We start from the raw sequence: 20,229 nt of genomic DNA, 5'->3' as shown, positions 1-20,229 counted from the left end.
CATTTCACCTCGGGGGAAGAATTGCACCGGTCCGGTCAGACCGGTGCGATTTGTGGCGCTAATTAAGCGCGCGCGCAGATTTCGTCGTCGGCGAAGAAGTAGCTTACTTCGCGGGCGGCGGACTCTGCGGAGTCGGAACCGTGTACAGCGTTGGCGTCGATGCTGTCAGCGAAGTCAGCGCGGATGGTGCCAGCAGCCGCTTCTTTCGGGTTGGTAGCGCCCATCAGGTCGCGGTTTGCCAGGATAGCGTTCTCGCCTTCCAGAACCTGTACAACAACCGGACCGGAAGTCATGAAGTCAACCAGGTCTTTGAAGAAAGGACGCTCTTTGTGCTCAGCGTAGAAACCTTCAGCTTTTTCGCGGGACAGTTGAACCATCTTCATGGCAACGATGCTCAGGCCAGCTTTCTCAAAACGGCTCTCGATTTCACCGATTACATTCTTGGCTACTGCGTCCGGCTTGATGATGGAAAGGGTACGCTCCAGGGCCATGGTTATCTCCAAATTGATTTTTGTAACTTAACTTACATATAGAAAGAGCAACCTACACAGTTGCTCTTCCCTAGTATTCCTTTCATACCCACCGGGGGTACTCAATTTTTGATCACCGCATTTCGCGGCCGGCGGATTATACGGGGTATTGATCGACTTTTGTACTCCAATACCAATACCCCCTTAAACCCATTCTGACTACTCGCGTTCCTCAATCCAGGCGGCCTGAATAGCCTCCAGAATCTTTTCACCACAACGGCCCGGCTCGTCATCAAACTCAGGTAACGCCATCACCCAGTTGCGCAAGTCGACAAAATTGACGGTGAGCGGGTCCACATCTTCATGGGCTTCGCAGAGCTCAATAGCGATATCGTGAATATCGGTCCACTTCATTGTTTTGGCTTCCTCACTACCCGCGGCACTCAGTGCTTTTCCGACACCTGGTTGATGGTGTATTTGGGAATTTCCACCACCAGATCTTCATCTTCAACGATCGCCTGACAAGACAGGCGCGACTCGGGCTCCAGGCCCCAAGCCTTGTCCAGCAGGTCTTCTTCCAGCTCATCGGGCTCCTCCAGGGAGTAGAAGCCTTCGCGCACAATCACATGGCAGGTAGTACAGGCACAGGCCTTCTCGCAGGCGTGCTCGATCTCGATATCGTTGGCCAGTGCCGCATCGATTACACTGACACCGCTCTCCGCTTCCACCACTTTACCTTCAGGGCACATTTCTGGGTGGGGTAAAAATACTATCTTCGGCATGGGTACTGACTCTCTATGGTCTCAATCCGACGGGGGCAAGCCCCGGCCGCAAGTTGTGCGGGCTAGGCGCCCACCGCTTATTTATCAAATTCATCCAGGCTGTGGCCGCGCATGGCGCGCTTGATAGAAGCATCCATACGTTTGGCCGCAAAGGGCTCTGACAGCTGGTTAAGGGTCTCCATACGCTGACGAATCTCATCGGCATCGCCCCCGTTATGGGCCAAGCGGAGAGCTTCCATTGCATGCTCCAGCTCACTCAGCTCATGCTCTTCCAGCAGCTCGGCGCCGTTTTCACGCAGGGCCATCAGCAAACTCTCTAAAGTCCGCTCCGCCTCAACCTGCGCCTCGCGCAAAGCACGCAGGGCAATATCCTCGGCGGCGTGGGTATAGGATTCCTGCAGCATGCGCGCTATATCCTTATCCTCCAGGCCGTAGGAAGGTTTCACCACGATATCCGCGCTCACGCCACTGCTCTTCTCCATGGCGGCCACAGAAAGCAGGCCATCTGCATCCACTTGGAATGTCACGCGAATATGAGCGGCACCCGCCACCATTGGAGGAATTCCGCGCAATTCGAAACGTGCCAGCGAGCGGCAGTCGCTAACCAGCTCTCGCTCACCCTGCACCACATGAATCGCCATGGCGGTCTGGCCATCTTTGAAAGTGGTGAATTCCTGAGCTTTAGACACCGGAATGGTGGTATTGCGCGCAATCAACTTCTCGGTGAGCCCACCCATAGTCTCAATACCCAGAGACAACGGGATTACATCCAGCAGCAGGAGGTTGTCGTCGGATTTATTACCCACCAGCACATCGGCCTGCAGGGCCGCACCAATTGCCACCACTTGATCCGGATCGATCTCCGCGTGGGGCGCCCGGCCAAAATAGTCTTCAACCCGTTCCCGCACCCGCAGCGTACGAGTGGAACCGCCCACCAGAACGACTTCTTGTACTTCATCCACGCCGATACCGGCATCGCGCAGGGCACGTTTACAGGCGCGCAGGGTCTTGTCGATCATGGGATCCAGCAACGAGGCCATAGTCACCCGGTCAAGCACGCCCCGCCAGTCCCCATGGTGTATTTCTACCTGCTCGGCACCACTCAGGGACTCCTTAGCAGCGCAGGCACTATCCAGTAACAACCGCTGAGTCGACGCATCCAGATCGGTGCCCAAACCCGCCTGCTCGGCAATCCAGGCCGCAATAATGCGGTCAAAGTCATCGCCACCCAAGGCGGTATCACCACCGGTGGCCATTACCTCAAAAACACCGCGGGACAGTCGCAGGATTGAAATATCAAAGGTGCCGCCGCCCAGGTCATAGACAGCGATCACGCCCTCTTCCCCCCGATCAAGGCCATAGGCTACCGCCGCGGCAGTCGGCTCATTGAGCAGGCGCAGCACCTTCAGGCCGGCCAGCTTGGCCGCGTCCTTGGTCGCCTGGCGCTGGGCATCATCAAAATAGGCCGGCACGGTAATCACTGCGCCGTCGAGCTCGCCATCCACTTTGCCGTAGAGTGCATCGCGGCCACGCTGGGCCAGCTTCTTAAGGATTTCCGCAGACACCTGCACCGGGTTGACCGGGCCGGCGGCAGTTTCAATAGTGGGCATGCCGCCATCGGTATCGGAAAAATGATAGGGCAGCTGCTCGCCCAGGCTTTTTACATCGGCGACCCCACGGCCCATCAAGCGCTTGATCGACAGCATGGTGTTGTAGGGATCAGCAGCAGCACGCAGACGCGCCTCGCTACCAACGGTAATACCGTCGCGGCTGTAGTGCACCGCCGAGGGCAGGATGACACTGCCATCCTCTGCCGCAATGGCCTCTGCCGAGCCGCTGCGCACCGTGGCCACCAGTGAGTTGGTGGTGCCCAAGTCGATGCCCACCGCGTATTTGCGCTGATGGGGGTCGGGACTCTGTCCCGGCTCGGAAATCTGCAGTAATGCCATTACTTATCTCTTCTATCAGCGGGATTGATCGCGTTGGCACCGCCTGTGCCTGATCCCGGTTTATTTTCTGGTAGCGCTTGTTTAATCGCCGAACAGATCAGCTTCCAGCTCTTCCACTTGCGACTGCAGCTTGACCAGGAATTGCTGCTTGCGCAGGGCGTCTTCTGCTTCGCTAAACTTGCCCGCGGCATAGGTCTCAGCAAATTGCCGCTGCGCACCGCGGTAGAGGCCATCCACCTCTTCGGCGAGTTCCTCCAGGGCAACAGTGGGATTTGCTTGCTCGCGCACTTCCTCCAGGCGCTCGCGCAGCACCATCTGCTGCATCAGGAACTCTGTATCGGCGGTAGTCTGCTCAGGTGGCACTTCCACCCCAGCCAACTTGAGCAGGTAAGCAGCGCGTTGCACCGGATCGCGAAGTACCGTGTGGGCTTCATTGATCTGCGCAGCCATTTGAATAGCGAGCAACTGTTCGCGCTCGGATTTGGAAGCGTATTTATCCGGGTGGAATTCCCGCTGCAATTCCCGATAGCGTGCGGACAGAGCACTGCGATCGAGTTCAAAGGCGGGGTCAAGCCCGAATATTTCAAAATGGGTCAGGTTGGTTGCCATCTCAGTTCACCTGCCGGCACTGGGCCTTAAAAACTGGGCGGCGGCGCCGCACCCGGCAACTGCCGGGCCAATAAAAAGGCCGGCATGCGCAGTGCATCCGGCCTCGCTGAAGCGGGCCACGCTCAGACGTGGAAACTCTCGCCGCAGCCACACTCGTTTTTGACGTTGGGGTTGGTGAAGGTGAAGCCTTCGTTGAGCCCTTCTTTAACGAAATCGAGCTGGGTACCGTCTAGGTAAACCAGACTCTTGGGGTCTACGATCAGCTTTACTCCATCCTGCTCGAATACCACGTCTTCGGCCTCTGCCGAATCGACAAATTCCAGTACATAGGCAAGGCCTGAACACCCGGCGGTCTTAACACCCACACGAATGCCGATTCCCTTACCGCGCTTGGCCAGCTGACTCTTGATATGAGCCTCAGCGGCCTCGGTCATAGTAATAGCCAAAACAATACCTTCACTGCTATTGGGCCCTGGGCCCGGTGGTTAACCTGCGGCGGATTCCGGCGCGTCAGCGGCTTCGGCAGACTCACCGCGCTTTTCACGGATGTTGCGTACAGCGGCCTTGATTGCATCTTCGGCCAGCACGGAACAGTGAATTTTCACCGGTGGCAGCGCCAGCTCCTCGGCGATAGCGGTATTTTTGATCTGCTCCGCCTCATCAATAGTCTTACCTTTCACCCACTCGGTGAGCAGGGAGCTGGAGGCGATAGCGGAACCGCAACCGTAGGTTTTGAACTTGGCGTCTTCAATCACACCCGCGTCGTTCACCTGGATCTGCAAGCGCATCACATCACCACAAGCGGGCGCACCCACCATACCGGTGCCTACATTGTCCGCCTTGTCGTCCATGCGCCCGACATTGCGGGGGTGTTCGTAGTGGTCAATTACTTTATCGCTATAGGCCATGACTTTTCTCCTAACTCTTGTGCGCGCTTAGTGAGCGGCCCATTCAATCTTGTTCAGGTCCACACCGTCTTTGTACATATCCCAAAGCGGCGACAATTCACGCAGTTTCTCCACTGCCTTGCGCACGGCGGCCGAGGCGGTGTCCACGTCCTGCTCGCTGGTGAAACGGCCGAAGCTGAAACGCAGGGAGCTGTGCGCCAGCTCATCGTTTACTCCCAGGGCACGCAGCACGTAGCTGGGCTCGAGACTGGCGGAGGTACAGGCGGAACCGGAGGAAATTGCCAGGTCGCGCAGGGACATAATCAAGCTCTCGCCCTCTACAAAGGCAAAGCTCACGTTCAAGTTGCCCGGTACACGCTGTTCGGCGGAACCATTGATATGGACTTCTTCCATATCTTTGATCTGATCCCAGAAGCGGTTGCGCAGGGAAACCAGACGCTCGCCCTCTTGCACCATTTCCTCTTTGGCGATGCGGAAGGCTTCACCCATACCGACAATCTGGTGAGTCGGCAGGGTGCCGGAACGCATACCGCGCTCGTGGCCGCCACCGTGTATCTGCGCTTCCAGACGGACGCGGGGTTTGCGGCGTACATACAGTGCGCCGATACCTTTGGGGCCGTAGATTTTGTGGGCGGAGAAGGACATCAGATCGACCTTCATCTCCTGCAGGTCGATAGGCAGTTTGCCTGCGCTTTGCGCCGCGTCTACATGGAAAATAATTTTGCGCGAGCGACACAGCTCACCGATCGCGGCGATATCGTTAATTACACCGATTTCGTTGTTCACGTGCATCAGGCTCACCAGAATGGTGTCCTCACGCAGCGCTTCCTCAACCTGTTGCGGGGTAACGATGCCGTCTTCACGGGGGTTCAGATAGGTTACTTCGAAGCCTTCACGCTCCAGCTGGCGACAGGTGTCTAGTACCGCCTTGTGCTCAATCTTGGAAGTGATGATGTGCTTGCCGCGGCCCTGATAGAAGTGCGCCGCACCTTTGATCGCCAGGTTATCGGACTCGGTGGCACCACTGGTCCAGACGATCTCGCGGGGGTCAGCATTAATCAGCTCAGCCACCTGACGACGGGCATTTTCCACCGCCTCTTCGGCTTTCCAGCCGTACAGGTGAGACCGTGAAGCCGGGTTACCGAAGTTGCCTTCCATCGTCAGCTGCTCTGCCATCTTTGCAGCGACACGCGGGTCAACCGGACAGGTAGCTGAATAATCCAGGTAGATGGGAAGCTTCATAGTCATACCGTTTCCGCTCAATAATTCTCAAATATTCCGCTTTGACCACATTAGTGGCCGATATTTACAAGCCGCCGAGTACGGCGACCCGCTCTTCCGGCGCTTCGCGCATATCCTGGCGGCGTGCCACTTCCTGTACCTCGGCGCGAGACACCAAGTTGGCCAGGCTGATTCCGCTCAGGAAACCGTGAATCTGATCACTCAGGTCTGACCAGAGGTAATGAGTCAGACACTGTTCGCCATTGGCGCAATCGGCGTTGCCACCACAGCTGGTGGCATCCACCGATTCATTGACTGCATCAATGATCTGTGCCACAAAAATCTCTTCGCCATCGCGGGCTAGACGATAACCACCGCCGGGGCCGCGCACACTGGACACCAGTCCGGATTGCCGCAGGCGGGAAAATAACTGTTCCAGATAAGACAGGGAGATGCCCTGCCGTTTGGAAATATCTGCCAAGCTGATCGGCCCACGCTCTGCATGCAACGCCAGATCCAGCATGGCGGTTACCGCATAGCGGCCTTTGGTTGTTAAACGCATACCAGCTCCCAACTGATGAACAGCCCTTTTCCGATCGGGGCGCGAGTATGAAATAACCCAGCACCTTAGTCAAGTATATAACCAAGCAAAGTACTCGGGTACTCAACTAGTCTGGGCGCCCCTTGCCACCAGAGCGATGAATATAGTTCTGGATGGAGGTGAGCATGCCGCGCAGGATACCCAGCTCCATATCATCCGGGCGCACACGGCTGTACAGCCTGCGCAGTCGGGTCATAGTCTGGCGAGGGTTATCCGGATCGATAAAGCCCAGTTCACCTAAAGCTTGCTGGAGGTGCTCAAAATAGAGCTCCATATCGCTGGCTTTGGACGGTGGGCGATCCCAGTCTGCATAACTCACAGGCTCGCCTTTCTCTGCTTCCAGCGCCGCCATACGCACCTCATAAGAAAGCACCTGTACGGCGGTCGCCAGGTTTAGAGAGCTGTACTCGGGGTTGGCCGGAATATGCACATGGTAATTGCACGCCTGAAGCTCTTCATTGGTCAGGCCGCGGTCTTCGCGACCAAACACCAGCGCCACCGGGTGGCTGGAGGCCTCGGCCACTGCGCGCTCACCGCACTGGCGTGGTGTCAGCAGAGGCCAGGGAATACGTCGCTCGCGGGCACTGGTAGCCACCACCAGGCCGCAATCTGCCACCGCCTCTTCCAGAGTGTCCACTACTACTGCACTGTCGAGCAGCTCCGCCGCACCGGCGGCGCGCCACACGGCATTGGCCGCAGGGAATTCCCGCGGTGCAACCAGATAGAGCTGGCTCAGGCCCATATTCTTCAGGGCGCGCGCCGCGCCGCCAATATTTCCTGGGTGGGCACTGTTAACCAGAACCACACGCACATTGTCGAGCGCACTGAGCGGAGTCGTGTCTAATGGGGACTTGGCCATACTGAAAGTAATAATTCGGTGTCATGGGGGCGCGCGAGTGTAGCAAAAAGGAGCGGGAATCCATACAATCGCGTCCGCTGCGGTTAACCCGCGGTCTGCTTTTTAACCACTTCAACCACTTAGTGCGGAATAGTTATGGAACCCATGCTAAATATTGCCCTGCGCGCGGCGCGCAAGGCCGGAGAATTGATCGAACGGGCCTGGGAGCGCGGCGACCTGATGAAATTCGAGGAAAAGGCGCGCAACGATTTCGTCACCGAAGTGGACAAGGCCAGCGAACAGGAGATTATTTATCACCTGCGCAAAGCCTACCCCAAGCACAGCATCCGCGCTGAAGAGAGCGGCCTGATCGAAGGCGCCGAGCCCGACTACGAGTGGATTATCGACCCTCTCGATGGCACCACCAACTTTATCCACGGCGTACCCCAGTTTGCGGTATCTATCGCCTGCCGCTACCGCGGCCGCATTGAGCATGCGGTGGTACTCGACCCGATTAAGCGCGAAGAATTCACCGCGAGCCGCGGTCGCGGCGCGGCCCTTAACGGCCGTCGCATCCGCGTTTCCCCCCGCCAGGGCCTGCGCGGCGCTCTAATTGGCACCGGCCTACCCTTCAATGGCCCCGCTCTGGAAAACATCGACCCCTACCTGGGCGCTTTGAAAGAGATCGCCGGGCAGACCGCCGGCATCCGCCGCCCCGGCGCCGCCGCACTGGACCTGGCCTATGTAGCGGCCGGGCGCTTCGACGGTTTCTGGGAGATGTATCTGAATACCTGGGATATTGCTGCAGGCTCGCTACTGGTCAAAGAGGCCGGCGGTTTAATCAGCGACTTCCGCGGTGGAGAGGACTACCTGGAATCCGGCAATCTGGTCTGTGCCACCCCCAAAGTCTTCAAGCCGCTGGTGCAGATCGTCGGTAAGCACCTGGGCTCCGTGCGCTAAGCTTTATTCGCTCACTGGCCCGGCGACTGCCGGGCCAGCTGTTACGGTGCCGCTAAACTGACCGACCGGCCCGCCCAAGGGTTTCCGCCAGCACACGCGACAACTGCATAAAGTCAAACTCTGCCGGCAGTGCCGGATAGTTCTCCCCACTGGTTTTTTTACCAACCAGTACAAAGCGCATGGCTCTGGTGGCGATATCCTCCTGCAAAATAGAGATTAGGTCCGCAGCGGACATGCCCGGCACCTCACTGTGAAACAACAGTACATCGGGGCGCTGCGTTCGCGCGATAAAAATTGCCTCCACCACATCGGTGGCAATCAGGCACTGAACCTGGGGACTCTCCTTCAGCATTTCCTTTAGCTGGTCGGCCGCAGCAGGGCGGTTATCCACAAGTAAAACGCGCCCCTCCGGCAACTGCGGAGGCTCCTGTGGATGAGCGGAAAAGCTCATAAGAGCATCGGGCGCATCAATCATAGGGAATTCGATCCAGAAAACTGAGCCCTGCCCCTCCTGACTATCAAAGTCGATTCGTCCACCCATAGCCTCAGTGAGTCGCTTGGCAATTGCCAGACCCACGCCGGTCCCCTCAATATGGCCCTTTTCCTCCCCCAAACGATTAAAGGGCTCGAACACCTCGCTGCGCCGATCCGGCGAAATGCCCTTACCGGTATCGAGAATGCTCAGGCGCAGCCAACCCTCTGCCTGGGGAGTAAAATTAATAATGACCCTGCCGTTATCCCGGTTGTATTTCACTGCATTGCCGGCGAGGTTCAAAACCACTTGCTTGTAACGTACCGGATCAGCGCAGATATAGGCGGATTCCCAGCCGAGAGGCTCGTAGACCAGACTGACCCGGCGGGTCTCCGCCAGAGGTTCCAGCAGGCGCTTACACTCGGCCACTAATTCCACCGGGCGCACCGACTCCATTGAGGGGCCGAGCCGCCGACTGTCGATACGGGCGAGCTCCAGTACATCCCCCACCAGGTGCAATAGGTGTTGGCCCGCTCGGCGAATCTCCCCCAGCCGCTGGCGTTGGTCGGAGTTCAAGCTCTGATCCAACTCCACCATTTGGCTGTACCCCAAAATGGCGTTGAGAGGGGTCCGCAGCTCGTGGCTCAGGCTGAATAAAAGATCGGCTCGATGGGCATTTTCCTCGCGCTGCTGGTGCAACTCCCGTTCCAGCCGCGCCTGGCTCTCACGTCCAGCGCTAACATCCTGCAAAACCCCGAACACCCGCACCGGTTGACCGCGGCTGTCCAGTTGGGCCTTGCCGCGACAGCGAACCCAAACCAAGCTGCCATCGGAGCGCCACAGGCGGAATTCCACATCCAGGGGCAGCCGGTCGCGCACATGGTCCAACATCGATTGTTCCACCCTGGCTATATCCTCGGTGAGAATACGCGCTTTCCATTGCTCCGCAGCAGAGCGCCCAATACTGCGAATCGGGCTCACCTCGTAGCCAAGAATCCCCCAACAGGCGTCATCGAGTACCATTTCATCGGCGCGTAAATCCCATTCCCACAAACCATCTCCCACCCCGGACAACGCCTGCAGTGGCCGCTCACTGGGTAGATTGGTCAGATAGCGCTGCGAAAGTGCCTCGCTATAATCGGCACAAGTGCCAATCGCGATCACCTCGCTGCCATCGGCACTGGTGGTAGCCCGGCCACAAAAGCGCAGCCAGCGCATTTGTCCGGAGATGTCGTAGGCGCGAAAAGCGATGTCGAAGTAGCCACCCTCGCTGGCGATCCTTTTGCGTAACGCAAAAATGCGGTGACGCTCATCAGAATGCACCGGATGCAACTCGGCGCCAGACCACAGACCCTGAAGGGCGCGATCAGCACTATCGGCAAACAAATGCCAGATATCCCCCTGAGCGCGCTGGGCGCCACTATTTAGGTGCCACTCCCACAGGCCGCAATCCACATCCATCATCAGCCCCTGCAGGCGACCGGTTTGGTGTGTGAGCTCCAGAACATCCAGAGAGTGCAACTCCTCTGGAGTTGCCAGCAGGAAAGGGAGATGGGGCGGAACGGGGTTCTGAAATTCGGACACGCTTAACTCGATTCGTTGGCATTGCTGGCAAAAAAAGGGGCATTTATACCTAGGCGCGAAAAGGGCGTCTATTTACCAAGCATTAGTGCCAATCAGAATTCCACACAGAGTCACAAAAATAAAATTTTTTTCGAGCGGGAGCGCTTGGAAAGAGGGATAAAAGAATAAAAAAGGCCCCGCAAAGCGGGGCCATAATCAGCGATGATGAGAGAAAACGGGGAGTTCCTCATTGGAAACGGTTTGCCATAACCCCATGCAAACTCCCCGAAGTACGGGTCATGCGTCCCGTACGCTTCTAATACTGCAATCGGTATGCCAACTTCTCGTAGGATTTTGCGGTGGCCGATCTCTTTTTTTTCCTGGCGACCAAGCAATATGAACCAACAAGTGCCAAAAAACCTAAATATCGCACCAAAAAGAGGCGCAACCTGCCAAGGGCAGCAACCAGTAGAGGTCTGATGCAAATGCCTCTGAGGAATTCTGTGCGCCACATGATTGGATGATCCAAAAACATCCCTTAGGTAGAAAAAACTACATCAATGCCAAAGGCCTTCAGTGGGACAACATTGTGATGGGACAACACCGCCACTCTCTGCTGATCGCCGCCAGTATGAACTTTGCTTTCGGCCTAATCCTCGGTCTGATTACCGGAGATATTGCCGCCATGCTTTTTCTGGCAGGTGCTTTGCGTATGGTACACAATCACCATGCCGTATTCGCTTTCAACTCATTGGGGGCACCGCTGGAGCAAAAGAAAATTCAGGGCGATATTGCGGCCCGGGACAACTCTGTTATCCATGCTTTTGCTTTTGGCGAGGGCTATCACAACTCCCATCACGCCTTTCCCGCGAAAGGGTCTCAGCTGGCTGGGCAGCACTTGGCAGTATGGATGACGGTAAAAAGCCCACTGCGCCTCCTCAAAATAATTATCTATATTCTCTGTGTAGCGTCGTATTGGTAACTGGAAATTATCCCCAGAAATACACCGCCAAATAACATCATAGAAAAACTGCGCCACTAACTATACGGGGCTTCCCGAGGCCGTTTCACAAACAGGCTCGAATTATGAATACTGCTTCACCAACATCCACAACTAAGCGCAAATGCTTTTGGGTTCCCACAGTGCTGTTTGCCAGTACAGGTTTCCTGGCCCTGACCGCCGTGCCCATCTACGGGCTGATGGTTGGATATCACTGGTACCAGTGGCTCGCCTTCGCTCTATTAGCCGCCTTGTGCAGTCTCTCGGTAACAGCAGGCAATCACCGGCTCTGGTCCCACAGAAGCTATAAAGCCCACTGGTCTCTACGCCTGTTCTTTGCCTTGTTCAGCGCGGCTGCCCTACAAAACTCCACCCTGACCTGGAGCGCTGCGCACCGCTTGCACCACCGCCATATTGACGACAATGATCGCGACCCCTACTCAGCAATGCGCGGCTTCTGGTTTTCTCATATCGACTGGATGATGCACGAATATCCAAGCAGCCACTTGGATTATAAAAATGTCGGGGACCTGAAGCGGGACAAGATCGTGATGTGGCAACACAATCACTATATCCCCATCACCCTCAGTATGAACCTGGGTATTCCTCTAGTGCTTGGGCTTTTCACCGGCGATGTGATCGGTATGCTATTGCTCGCAGGAATACTCCGTATCGTAGTCAACCACCACACAACTTTTTTGGTCAACTCCCTGGCGCACATGTGGGGCAAACGCCCCTACAAAAACGATATCAGTGCGCGAGATAATATCTTCCTTAACTTGTTGGTTTTCGGTGAGGGATACCACAACTACCACCACGCCTTTCCTGCGGATTATCGCAATGGCGTTGGCTGGTTTGCGTACGACCCGACTAAATGGATGATCAAGCTGTTCAGCTGGGTCGGTATTACCAACGACCTAAAAACCCCCTCAGCGGTGCAAATACAGAAAGCCAAACTGTCGGTGCAGTTCAGCCAGGCGGAGGAGAAGCTCGGAGGCAGCGCACACCGGGAGGACTGGTTAAAACTATTGGAGAACGAGGCCATACAATTCGCCAGGGCTCTGGAAAACTGGAAAAACCTGCAGTTACAGCGCGCCCAGTGCCGCGGGGATAAAATCGCGGAGAAGTGGCGTTCGCTGGCAATTCAAAACAAGGTTAAGGAGTTAGAGTTCGGCTTGAAAATGCAGAGCCGGCGTCTGAGTAGACTGATAAAGCAGTGCCAGACGGACTCAGCCACATCCTCCTAACAGTGCTGCGAAAATACTGGAAAATCGCAATAGGCAACTGTCTTCGAGTGGGTTAAAGGGTTTTTTCCGCGGCGAATTCACGCATGGAATACGCCACCCGCTCGTCCACCCCTTTCTCGAGCATCTCTTCATCCAGCCCCTCGATAAAGCGCAGGCGCTGGCGCAGACCCACACCGTTAGCTACCTGTATTGCGAGACCGGGACGAGCATTGGCTTCGAGTAATAGCGGACCGCGCTCGCGATCCAAAACGATATCGCAACCGAGATAGCCGAGACCGGTCATTTCATAACAGCTCGCCGCCAGACGCACCAGATCGTACCAACCCGGAACCTTCAGCTCACCGAAAGACATCTTGGTATCCGGGTGGTGCTGGATGCGTAAGCCGCGCTGTACAGCGTGGCAACTCTTGCCGGTGGCCAGGTCGATACCCACTCCTACAGCGCCTTGGTGCAGATTGGCTTTACCATCGGAGCTATGGGTAGAACAGCGCAGCATTGCCATCACCGGAAAACCGCGAAACACAATCACGCGAATATCCGGTACTCCCTCGAAAGAGTAATCCTGAAACACCGGGTCGAAATCCACCAGAGCCTCCACCATTACCCGGTCAGGCTTGCCCCCGAGGCTGTAGAGGCCACTGTGGATATTGTTAACGTGACGCAGAATATCCAGGGCTTCAACTTCAGAGCCGGAAATCTTCTTGTACTTATCCCCATCGCGACCGGCAATGACCAGAATACCTTTGCCACCCGAACCGCGTGCGGGCTTGATTACAAACTTCCACAAGGGATCGATCACTTCCATCACACGCTTGCGGCTGGCCGGGGTTTCAAAGGCTGCGATCAATTCCGGTACTGGTATGCCTGCGCGCTTGGCCGCTCGTTTAGTGTTCAGTTTGTCGTCGACAATTGGGAATTTTTCCCGATCGTTGTAGCGCGCAATGTAATTGATATTGCGTGCATTCATCCCGAGTATGCCCATCTCATTCAGGGCCATCGGCGAAACCATACCACCACGAACCTTGTTGATGATGTGCTTGAATGAAAATTGAAGCATCGCAACCCCCTACTTGATCAGAGGCCGAAAACGCATCAGCTCGCTGAGGCGATAACCGGTGTAGTTACCCACAACCAAGATAAAGGCCAGCAGCACCAGCAGCAGCTCGGGGAAATTAAAGGTCCAGTGTTCCACATAGCGGTTAGTCATCACCCACCAGGCCAAAACAGCCACCAGCAGGCTGCCGCCGGCCTGTACAATTACCTCGTAGGGGCCATCCTCCTCCCAAACGATGGACATGCGCTCAATAGTCCAGGCCAAAATAATCATCGGGAAGAAGGTCACCGTCAGTGCCTGCTCAATTCCGAGCTTATAACTGACCACACTGATCACCCCCATAATGAGCACCACCGTGACTACCACGGCGGCGATCCTCGACACAAGGAGCAAATTGAGCCGACTCAAGTAGAAACGCACCCACAATCCGAGCACCAGGATCAATACAAAAATTGATAGCCCTGTGAGCAGCTGAGTTTCAATAAAGGCTATTGCCAGGAGTACCGGCATAAAGGTACCGGAAGTGCGCAAGCCGACAAAGATACGCAGCAGCACCACCACCAGGGCACCTACCGGCACCAGTAAAATCAATTTAAAGATGCTCTGTTGCTCGATGGGCAGGCTGTAGATGGAGAAATCCACCAGCGCCTCTTTTTCGCCCTTTGTGCTGCGCATGGAGACATCCCGTGCAGGCACGTCATTGGAAATGACCGAGAAAGTCACCTGCGAATTGCGGCCACCCTCCAGGTCCAGCAGACTCTTGCCACCGCGCTGCCAGATAAAGAAGTTTTCTGGAATTCCGGGCAAGCCGCTGCTTGGCTCGAAAACAATCCAGCGCTGACCATCGTAAACTTCGAGCAGATCCTCTGGAGCAAGGCGGCGACGGTCGTCCTCAAGGTAGAGGCCGCGGATGCGATGCGCGGGAATATCGGCGGTGGCCAGCATCAGCAGAGCGACATCCACCAGGGATTTATCGGTGTAGTGACGGAAGACCAAGTTGCGATCCTGGTTACCATCGTCGTTCAGCTCAAACAGCAATTGAGTGGTGAAAGATTCCACGTCGGAGGAGCGCTCGCGGGCCTGCTTAACCAACGAATCAATCGCCAGGCGCACGGCTTCTTGCTCCCGTGCACCGAGGAAAGGTTTCTGTACCTGGGTGCTGAGATTCAAAGGCTGCTCGAGCGCCGCACCGGGAGTCTGGTACACATCCAAGCGATAGAACAGGGACTGGGGTCCCTCGGCAGAGCGGCGCGTCCAAACTGCCCGATACTCATCATTTTCCCGGGCGATAAAAAAGCCAAAGCCGGAGGAACTGAAAGTCTCGCCGAGGATTTCCATATTGCGTTGCTCACGGGGCAAAGTCAGCGCAGCTTTTACCGGGCCGCCCTCCGCATCGAAACCCACTTTGGCCTCAATGGTCCAGACAGTACGGTATTCACCCGGCAGCAGTGGAAAACCTAATTCGAAATGTTTGTAAGCGGTGAGACCCGCCCCGATCAATGCGAGCAATGCCGCAATAACATAAACTTGAACGCGCGGCGACATTCGCCCTTCCCCGTAACTCTAGGGTTCCAAAAGGAACCTAATCTTAATAAGCGGCCTATTTATTCCCGAACACCCGAGGCTGCCCTTGGATATTGCGCCGGCTCACATCAACAACCGCGGCATCTTTGAGGAAATTGCGTCCCAGCACCATCACAATATCGTTGCGGCCCTCATCCGTCAGACTGACCTCAACCATATGAGTAACCTCACCCACAGTAAGATTCATCTCCACTACCGGGCGACGCTGGCTTGGGAAACCAATACGGTTCGCACGGATATGGCGTTTGATGGGCAGTTCGATGGTAGAAGTTTCGGCCTTACCATCCACTTCCGGCAGTGCCAGCTGAATTCTGATCCAGTCCTCACCATCGCGCTCAAAGCGTGTCAGTGTCTGGGCGCGCAAGGTGGTTGTCGGCGCACCGGTATCCACCACAGACTCAACAACCAGACCGGAGGGCTCGATAGAGATTTTCTCCACGGCTCCTAGCACCAGTTTGTCCTTGGCGACGGGCACTTCGACTACTTTTTCTAGGGTTCGTTCGATGACTTTTTCAACGACCCTGACCTCTGGTTCTGCGCAGATCACCTCCACAGGCTCTGGGCACTGGAGTATTTCGCCCTGAGATTGGCCCGATTGTGCAGTAGCGGGTTCTGCCCCTTGCTGGCTCTGTGCGGGGTACATCAGCGACTGACAGCCCAGCAATAACTGGACCGCGACCAATAACCACAGAAGGGAAAATTTCTGCATCCTAACGATTACCTCTAGCCCCATTAGCATTCCAATCCGACCGCACTGTCTTCGCAGCGTTCACGGTAGCAAGCGCAGAAATTCCTCCCAACGCAAGCAAAAGGCCGATATTAGCCTATGAAAGAGCTTGGTGAACAGGGATGTTCCTAGAGTCGAGCGATGCAAGCGCCACAATGTGACACGCGCCAGATCTTGAGAATTTGACGGCCAACCGTGAATCGTTATAGCTAACAAAGTAGATGAAAGCGAGGTGGGGCGCCCAGTGGACGCCAGAGAGGAGGACTCAGCCGCGCTGCAGGCGCTCATCGATGCCCTTGAGAATCTTGATCAGAGGCTCAGCGCCTCCCCTCTCTTTGAAGAACTCTTCCGCGATTGGCGCTATGCCACACTGTTGCGGTAGCGGCATCTGCCCCTCAATTAGCTGGCGCATACGCGGCAAAAAGATGAATTGCAGCCACTGCGGCAGAGTCAGGGTATCTACACAGAAAGGTTCCCTGCTGGCTAAGGCTTCCGCTGTTGGGGCCTCCTCCTGCCACAGGGCCATGCGGCGCAACTCGGCTTCGAGCTGTAACAATTGATCGGCGACTTCAGAGTAAATAGCTTGCATAGATCCAATCCCTAAACCGCCCTGCCGGGCGGCTTGTAATCCCAGTGCCCCTGGCAGGAATTCCAAACCTGCAGACGAAAATGGGGCACGCCAAAGAGTAAGAGGTTATTCGATATGGCGGTTAAAGGGCGGCAGTGAATTGAGAATCGCCTGGCCGTAGCGACGGCTCACTACACGGCGATCCAGCAGGGTGACTGTTCCACTATCCCCTTCCGCACGCAACAAACGACCGCAGGCCTGTACCAGTTTCAGGGCTGCATCCGGCACGGTGATCTGCATAAATGGATTGCCACCCTTGGCCTCAATCCATTCTGCCAAGGCCGCCTCAATTGGGTCATCGGGCACCGCGAAAGGCAACTTGGCAATCACCACATGCCTGCAGTAATCCCCAGGCAAATCCAGGCCCTCGGCAAAACTGGCAAGACCAAACAACACACTGCTGCCACCACCATTGACGATTTCACGGTGTGAGTCGAGTAAATGCTGACGGGACTGCTGCCCCTGCATCAGGATGCGGTTGCGCCAGGTACCGGGCAGTGCCTCGTAGACCGTCTCCATCTGGCGGCGAGAGGAGAAGAGTACCAGGGAACCACCTGAGTCCTTGAGCAACTCCGGCAGAGCATCAATCACCGCATCGGTGTGCTGGTCCGCATTACCTGCATCCACGGCACAAGCGGGAACCTGCAGAGTGGCTCTGGAAAAATCAAAGGGACTGGGAACCACTTGGTAGCTGGCATTTTCCGGGGTACCGGCACGCATGCGCAGGCGGTCAAACTTGCCCAGTGCGGTGAGCGTCGCGGAGGTAAGCACCGCACCGTAGCAGCGCCGCCAAAGGCTGTAATCCAAGGTCTTGCCGGCCAGGATGGGCGAGCTGCACACCTCAAAATCGGTCGAACCACCCCAATCCACCAGCGTGACCCAGCGCGCCTGAGGCAGGGCACCATCAGCATCGGCGCGGGCATAGTTGGCCCAGAGCAACAAATTGGCCTCGGCACGCCCATACCAGCTGCCTAGCTGCGGGTACCAACGCTCCAGGTCTACAATAGGCACCGGAGAGTGGGCGTCCTCAAGCATACGCTGAGCCGTTTGCAACATTTTGCCGAACAGCCCCTCAAGCTCGTCAAAATCCTCGCGCAGCTTTTCCGCCAGTTGCATCATGGAATCCGGCACCACTCCACCCTCGAAGCGGTGTCGGGTGGTATTACCCCGCTCATCCTCAAATTCGCACAACTCCTCAATCAGCGGCCACATCTGCTCCAGACCCTGTTTGGCAGAGGTGAGCACCGCCGGTAGTTGCTCACCACAGCGATCCAGTTCGGCGCCATCGCCGATCTCTCCCAGCATCTGGCCAAGGGCCTTGTTGGCTTGGTCGAGCCAACCGGTGGAGGCGCCGACACGGCTGTGATGGGAGAAATGATTGAGGGCCTTGTCCGGCAGGTGATGGGCCTCGTCGAGCACGTAAATCGTCTCTTCTGGGGGAGGCAATATGGCACCGCCGCCCAGGGCCAGGTCCGCCAGTAACAAATCGTGATTGGCAACAATCACTTGGGTCTTGCCCAAGCTCTCGCGCGCGCGGAAGAAACTGCAATTGGTGACATGGGGGCAGCGACGGCCGCTGCACTGACGGTGATCTGTAGTGATCCGACCCCAGTCATCGGCCTCGATGGTTTCCGGCCAGTTGTCGCGGTCACCATCCCAACGGCCAGAGGTCAGACTGTCAGTCATCTTCTGGTAGAGGGCAACACTGTCCTCTCCCACCTGGGGCAGCTCGTCTTCATAGAGTCCCAGAGAGAGGCCGGTACCGCTGGCGGAAAAACTGGAGAGTAGTTGATCTAATTTTGACAGGCACAGGTAGCGACCGCGCCCCTTAGCCAGGGTGAACTCAAAGTTGAGGCCACTGTGACGCGCCACTTCGGGCAGGTCCTTGTGGATAATCTGTTCCTGCAAAGCAACTGTGGCGGTGGAAATCACCAGGGTTTTGTCCTGGGCCTGGGCCAGGGGAATAGCGGCAAGTAAATAGGAGACCGTTTTACCGGTACCGGTACCGGCTTCCACCACACAGATGTGCTCGCCATCTGTCTTGATGCTGTCGCGCTCGCCACTGGCACTTTGCACAATCGAGCCCAGCGTGCGGGCAATGGCTGCCACCATCAGTTTTTGTCCATAACGGGCCTTGAGGCCACGGCTGGACAGGAATTGGCTGTAGGCAGCCTGGATGGCAGTTTTGTGTTTATCGTTGAGCACGGGGGAGAGTCTATTCGCTAGTGGGTGGCGCAGGGGGCGTTATTATCCACTAAGCGCCCCCTCCTCACCAGCACCGCAGAGGCTGAGTGCCCCTCTTACACTGATTCCAAAACAGTTATTCGAATGCGAGGCGTGAAACTACCGGATTGGCATAGGCCTGGATCGCCTTTTCCCGCCAACGCTCATCGACCTTGGCCATGCGCGCTTCAAACTTCTCACGGGTCTCCAGGTGTTCACTGGCATCCCAGGGCTTGTGCGGGTAACCCACCGGCAATCCGGACACCTCGCCGTAGATCATTTCGTAGGCGATCAGATTCGTGGGATGCAGGGTGTAATTACCGACAATCTGGCGATCAATCTCTTCAGCGACGCTGTTAACGTCATTGAAATCCGCCTCGATCGGTGTACCAAACGCGGTGTGCACCCGCCCTTTGAAGCCAATCACACCCTTGCCGATGGAGGCCAGATCCTCGTTCTTGGCCTTCTTGTACTCGTCCTTGTGTTCGGTGATGTAGAGTTCCTTGGCTTTCTGGGCATCGCAGGGGTCCCACTCGTAGGAGATGGACAGGGGCACTATGTGCAACTTGCGCCAGAAATCCGCAAAGGGCATATCCCGATCTTTCGTCATGGCGAACATGGCCGCCAAGGCCGGATTAGTACGATCCATACCATCCTTCGCACGCCCGGAGCGCTGCGCGATCCACACATGCTCATTGTCATTCACGATGGAATGGTAGATGTAGTTAGACAGCATTGTCGCCGACTGCAGCTTTTCCCTGCGGGTGCCAGAACTGCGCTTAACGGTAAAGCACTTGTTGAGCTTCATAATATCGCCGGCAAACTGCTTGCCCAGCAGGTTATCGCCGATGGCGATTCGGGAGGTCTCATGCCCCTCCTTGTACATGGACACGATGGCAAAAGCCGGGTCCATGGCGATATCCCGGTGATTGCTTACAAAGAGACAGGCGCGGTCCCGCGGCAGGGTATCCAGCCCGGAAATCGTCAGCCCGGAGGTGGTGCGGCTCACCACCTTGTCGATGTATTTTTCTACAATCGCCTGTACACCACGTACATCGTGCACTTTGCGGAATTCAAAACGCAGGAACTGGCGTACCAGCCAGGCCAGGGGGCCTTCCAGGCGTGCCAGTTTGGGGATCAGGAAATGCGCTACAGCGTGGGACATTTCCGGATCGGCGATCAGCCTGTCCAATACAGCACGCACCTCATCGTCGCGATAAGGGCGCATATCCTCAAATTGAGCGGGGTCTAACTCACTTGCTCTCATGACATCACTACCTGCCGGACCGACTATCTACCCGTGGCCCGGGCTCATTTTATTGTACGGCCACAGGGTAGCCGGGATAAGAAATCGGCGCAGAACATACCGGAAGCCTCGCCGAACTGCTAGCAC

The 20,229-nt window shown here is 56.4% G+C and carries 20 protein-coding genes; 3 read left to right on the top strand and 17 right to left on the bottom strand.

Going from position 1 to position 20,229, the window contains the following annotated elements:
- Positions 1-62 precede the first annotated feature (62 nt).
- The 10 genes from ndk to trmJ all read right to left on the bottom strand — a co-directional run bounded on the left by ndk (position 63) and on the right by trmJ (position 7,399).
- On the bottom strand, positions 63-491 hold the full coding sequence (ndk, locus tag ACJJIB_RS06065; RefSeq protein WP_108731991.1) for a nucleoside-diphosphate kinase: 429 nt from the start codon (positions 489-491) through the stop codon (positions 63-65).
- Between the two features lie 198 nt (positions 492-689).
- Positions 690-884 (bottom strand): Fe-S cluster assembly protein IscX, encoded by a 195-nt coding sequence (gene iscX, locus ACJJIB_RS06060; RefSeq protein WP_444885872.1) that lies wholly within the window; start codon positions 882-884, stop codon positions 690-692.
- Positions 885-913: 29 nt separating this feature from the next.
- A complete protein-coding gene (gene fdx / locus ACJJIB_RS06055) occupies positions 914-1,252 on the bottom strand; it encodes an ISC system 2Fe-2S type ferredoxin (protein WP_152451921.1) in 339 nt (112 codons plus the stop codon).
- Positions 1,253-1,329: 77 nt separating this feature from the next.
- Positions 1,330-3,201: a Fe-S protein assembly chaperone HscA gene (gene hscA, locus ACJJIB_RS06050; RefSeq protein WP_444888198.1), complete on the bottom strand. Its 1,872-nt coding sequence runs from the start codon at positions 3,199-3,201 to the stop codon at positions 1,330-1,332.
- 81 nt (positions 3,202-3,282) lie between these two features.
- Positions 3,283-3,810 carry a Fe-S protein assembly co-chaperone HscB gene (hscB, locus tag ACJJIB_RS06045; protein WP_444885874.1) on the bottom strand — a complete coding sequence of 176 codons (528 nt, stop codon included), beginning with the start codon at positions 3,808-3,810 and terminating at the stop codon, positions 3,283-3,285.
- Positions 3,811-3,932: 122 nt separating this feature from the next.
- Positions 3,933-4,244, bottom strand: coding sequence for an iron-sulfur cluster assembly protein IscA (iscA, locus tag ACJJIB_RS06040; protein WP_435583629.1), 312 nt, complete (start codon positions 4,242-4,244; stop codon positions 3,933-3,935).
- Positions 4,245-4,295: 51 nt separating this feature from the next.
- Positions 4,296-4,718, bottom strand: coding sequence for a Fe-S cluster assembly scaffold IscU (gene iscU / locus ACJJIB_RS06035; protein WP_252084807.1), 423 nt, complete (start codon positions 4,716-4,718; stop codon positions 4,296-4,298).
- Positions 4,719-4,745: 27 nt separating this feature from the next.
- Complete coding sequence (locus ACJJIB_RS06030; RefSeq protein ID WP_444888912.1) at positions 4,746-5,960, bottom strand: IscS subfamily cysteine desulfurase; 1,215 nt, start codon at positions 5,958-5,960, stop codon at positions 4,746-4,748.
- Between the two features lie 64 nt (positions 5,961-6,024).
- Positions 6,025-6,501, bottom strand: a complete 477-nt coding sequence (iscR, locus tag ACJJIB_RS06025) for a Fe-S cluster assembly transcriptional regulator IscR (RefSeq protein ID WP_252084806.1) — start codon at positions 6,499-6,501, stop codon at positions 6,025-6,027.
- A gap of 106 nt (positions 6,502-6,607) precedes the next feature.
- Positions 6,608-7,399: a tRNA (cytosine(32)/uridine(32)-2'-O)-methyltransferase TrmJ gene (gene trmJ, locus ACJJIB_RS06020; protein ID WP_444885875.1), complete on the bottom strand. Its 792-nt coding sequence runs from the start codon at positions 7,397-7,399 to the stop codon at positions 6,608-6,610.
- Between the two features lie 135 nt (positions 7,400-7,534).
- On the opposite strand from trmJ, the gene ACJJIB_RS06015 reads away from it, so the two are divergent.
- The gene (locus ACJJIB_RS06015; RefSeq protein ID WP_252084804.1) at positions 7,535-8,338 is read left to right on the top strand and encodes an inositol monophosphatase family protein; all 804 of its coding nucleotides are present in this window, start codon (positions 7,535-7,537) and stop codon (positions 8,336-8,338) included.
- Between the two features lie 52 nt (positions 8,339-8,390).
- Here the strand turns inward: ACJJIB_RS06015 and ACJJIB_RS06010 are convergent, their stop codons facing one another.
- Positions 8,391-10,394: a hybrid sensor histidine kinase/response regulator gene (locus ACJJIB_RS06010; protein ID WP_444888197.1), complete on the bottom strand. Its 2,004-nt coding sequence runs from the start codon at positions 10,392-10,394 to the stop codon at positions 8,391-8,393.
- A 568-nt stretch (positions 10,395-10,962) separates the two neighbouring features.
- Here ACJJIB_RS06010 and ACJJIB_RS06005 point away from each other — a divergent pair.
- A complete protein-coding gene (locus tag ACJJIB_RS06005; RefSeq protein ID WP_444888196.1) occupies positions 10,963-11,355 on the top strand; it encodes a hypothetical protein in 393 nt (130 codons plus the stop codon).
- 104 nt (positions 11,356-11,459) lie between these two features.
- The gene (locus ACJJIB_RS06000) at positions 11,460-12,620 is read left to right on the top strand and encodes an acyl-CoA desaturase (RefSeq protein WP_444888195.1); all 1,161 of its coding nucleotides are present in this window, start codon (positions 11,460-11,462) and stop codon (positions 12,618-12,620) included.
- 52 nt (positions 12,621-12,672) lie between these two features.
- On the opposite strand, the gene ACJJIB_RS05995 is transcribed toward ACJJIB_RS06000, so the two are convergent.
- The 6 genes from ACJJIB_RS05995 to ACJJIB_RS05970 all read right to left on the bottom strand — a co-directional run bounded on the left by ACJJIB_RS05995 (position 12,673) and on the right by ACJJIB_RS05970 (position 20,103).
- Complete coding sequence (locus ACJJIB_RS05995) at positions 12,673-13,677, bottom strand: alpha-L-glutamate ligase-like protein (RefSeq protein WP_252084800.1); 1,005 nt, start codon at positions 13,675-13,677, stop codon at positions 12,673-12,675.
- 9 nt (positions 13,678-13,686) lie between these two features.
- Positions 13,687-15,219, bottom strand: a complete 1,533-nt coding sequence (locus ACJJIB_RS05990) for an inactive transglutaminase family protein (RefSeq protein ID WP_252084799.1) — start codon at positions 15,217-15,219, stop codon at positions 13,687-13,689.
- Between the two features lie 55 nt (positions 15,220-15,274).
- Positions 15,275-15,967, bottom strand: a complete 693-nt coding sequence (locus tag ACJJIB_RS05985) for an ATP-dependent zinc protease family protein (protein WP_252084798.1) — start codon at positions 15,965-15,967, stop codon at positions 15,275-15,277.
- A gap of 283 nt (positions 15,968-16,250) precedes the next feature.
- Positions 16,251-16,574 carry a YqcC family protein gene (locus ACJJIB_RS05980; protein WP_444885880.1) on the bottom strand — a complete coding sequence of 108 codons (324 nt, stop codon included), beginning with the start codon at positions 16,572-16,574 and terminating at the stop codon, positions 16,251-16,253.
- Between the two features lie 105 nt (positions 16,575-16,679).
- A complete protein-coding gene (dinG, locus tag ACJJIB_RS05975) occupies positions 16,680-18,818 on the bottom strand; it encodes an ATP-dependent DNA helicase DinG (protein ID WP_444888194.1) in 2,139 nt (712 codons plus the stop codon).
- A 115-nt stretch (positions 18,819-18,933) separates the two neighbouring features.
- A complete protein-coding gene (locus ACJJIB_RS05970) occupies positions 18,934-20,103 on the bottom strand; it encodes a 1-acyl-sn-glycerol-3-phosphate acyltransferase (RefSeq protein ID WP_444888193.1) in 1,170 nt (389 codons plus the stop codon).
- Positions 20,104-20,229 lie beyond the last annotated feature (126 nt).

It is taken from the genome of Microbulbifer mixtoriginis (SeqCode) (assembly GCF_052467705.1).
Note: the sequence above shows the minus strand (reverse complement) of the source record. Positions and strands in the feature narration are given on the sequence as shown.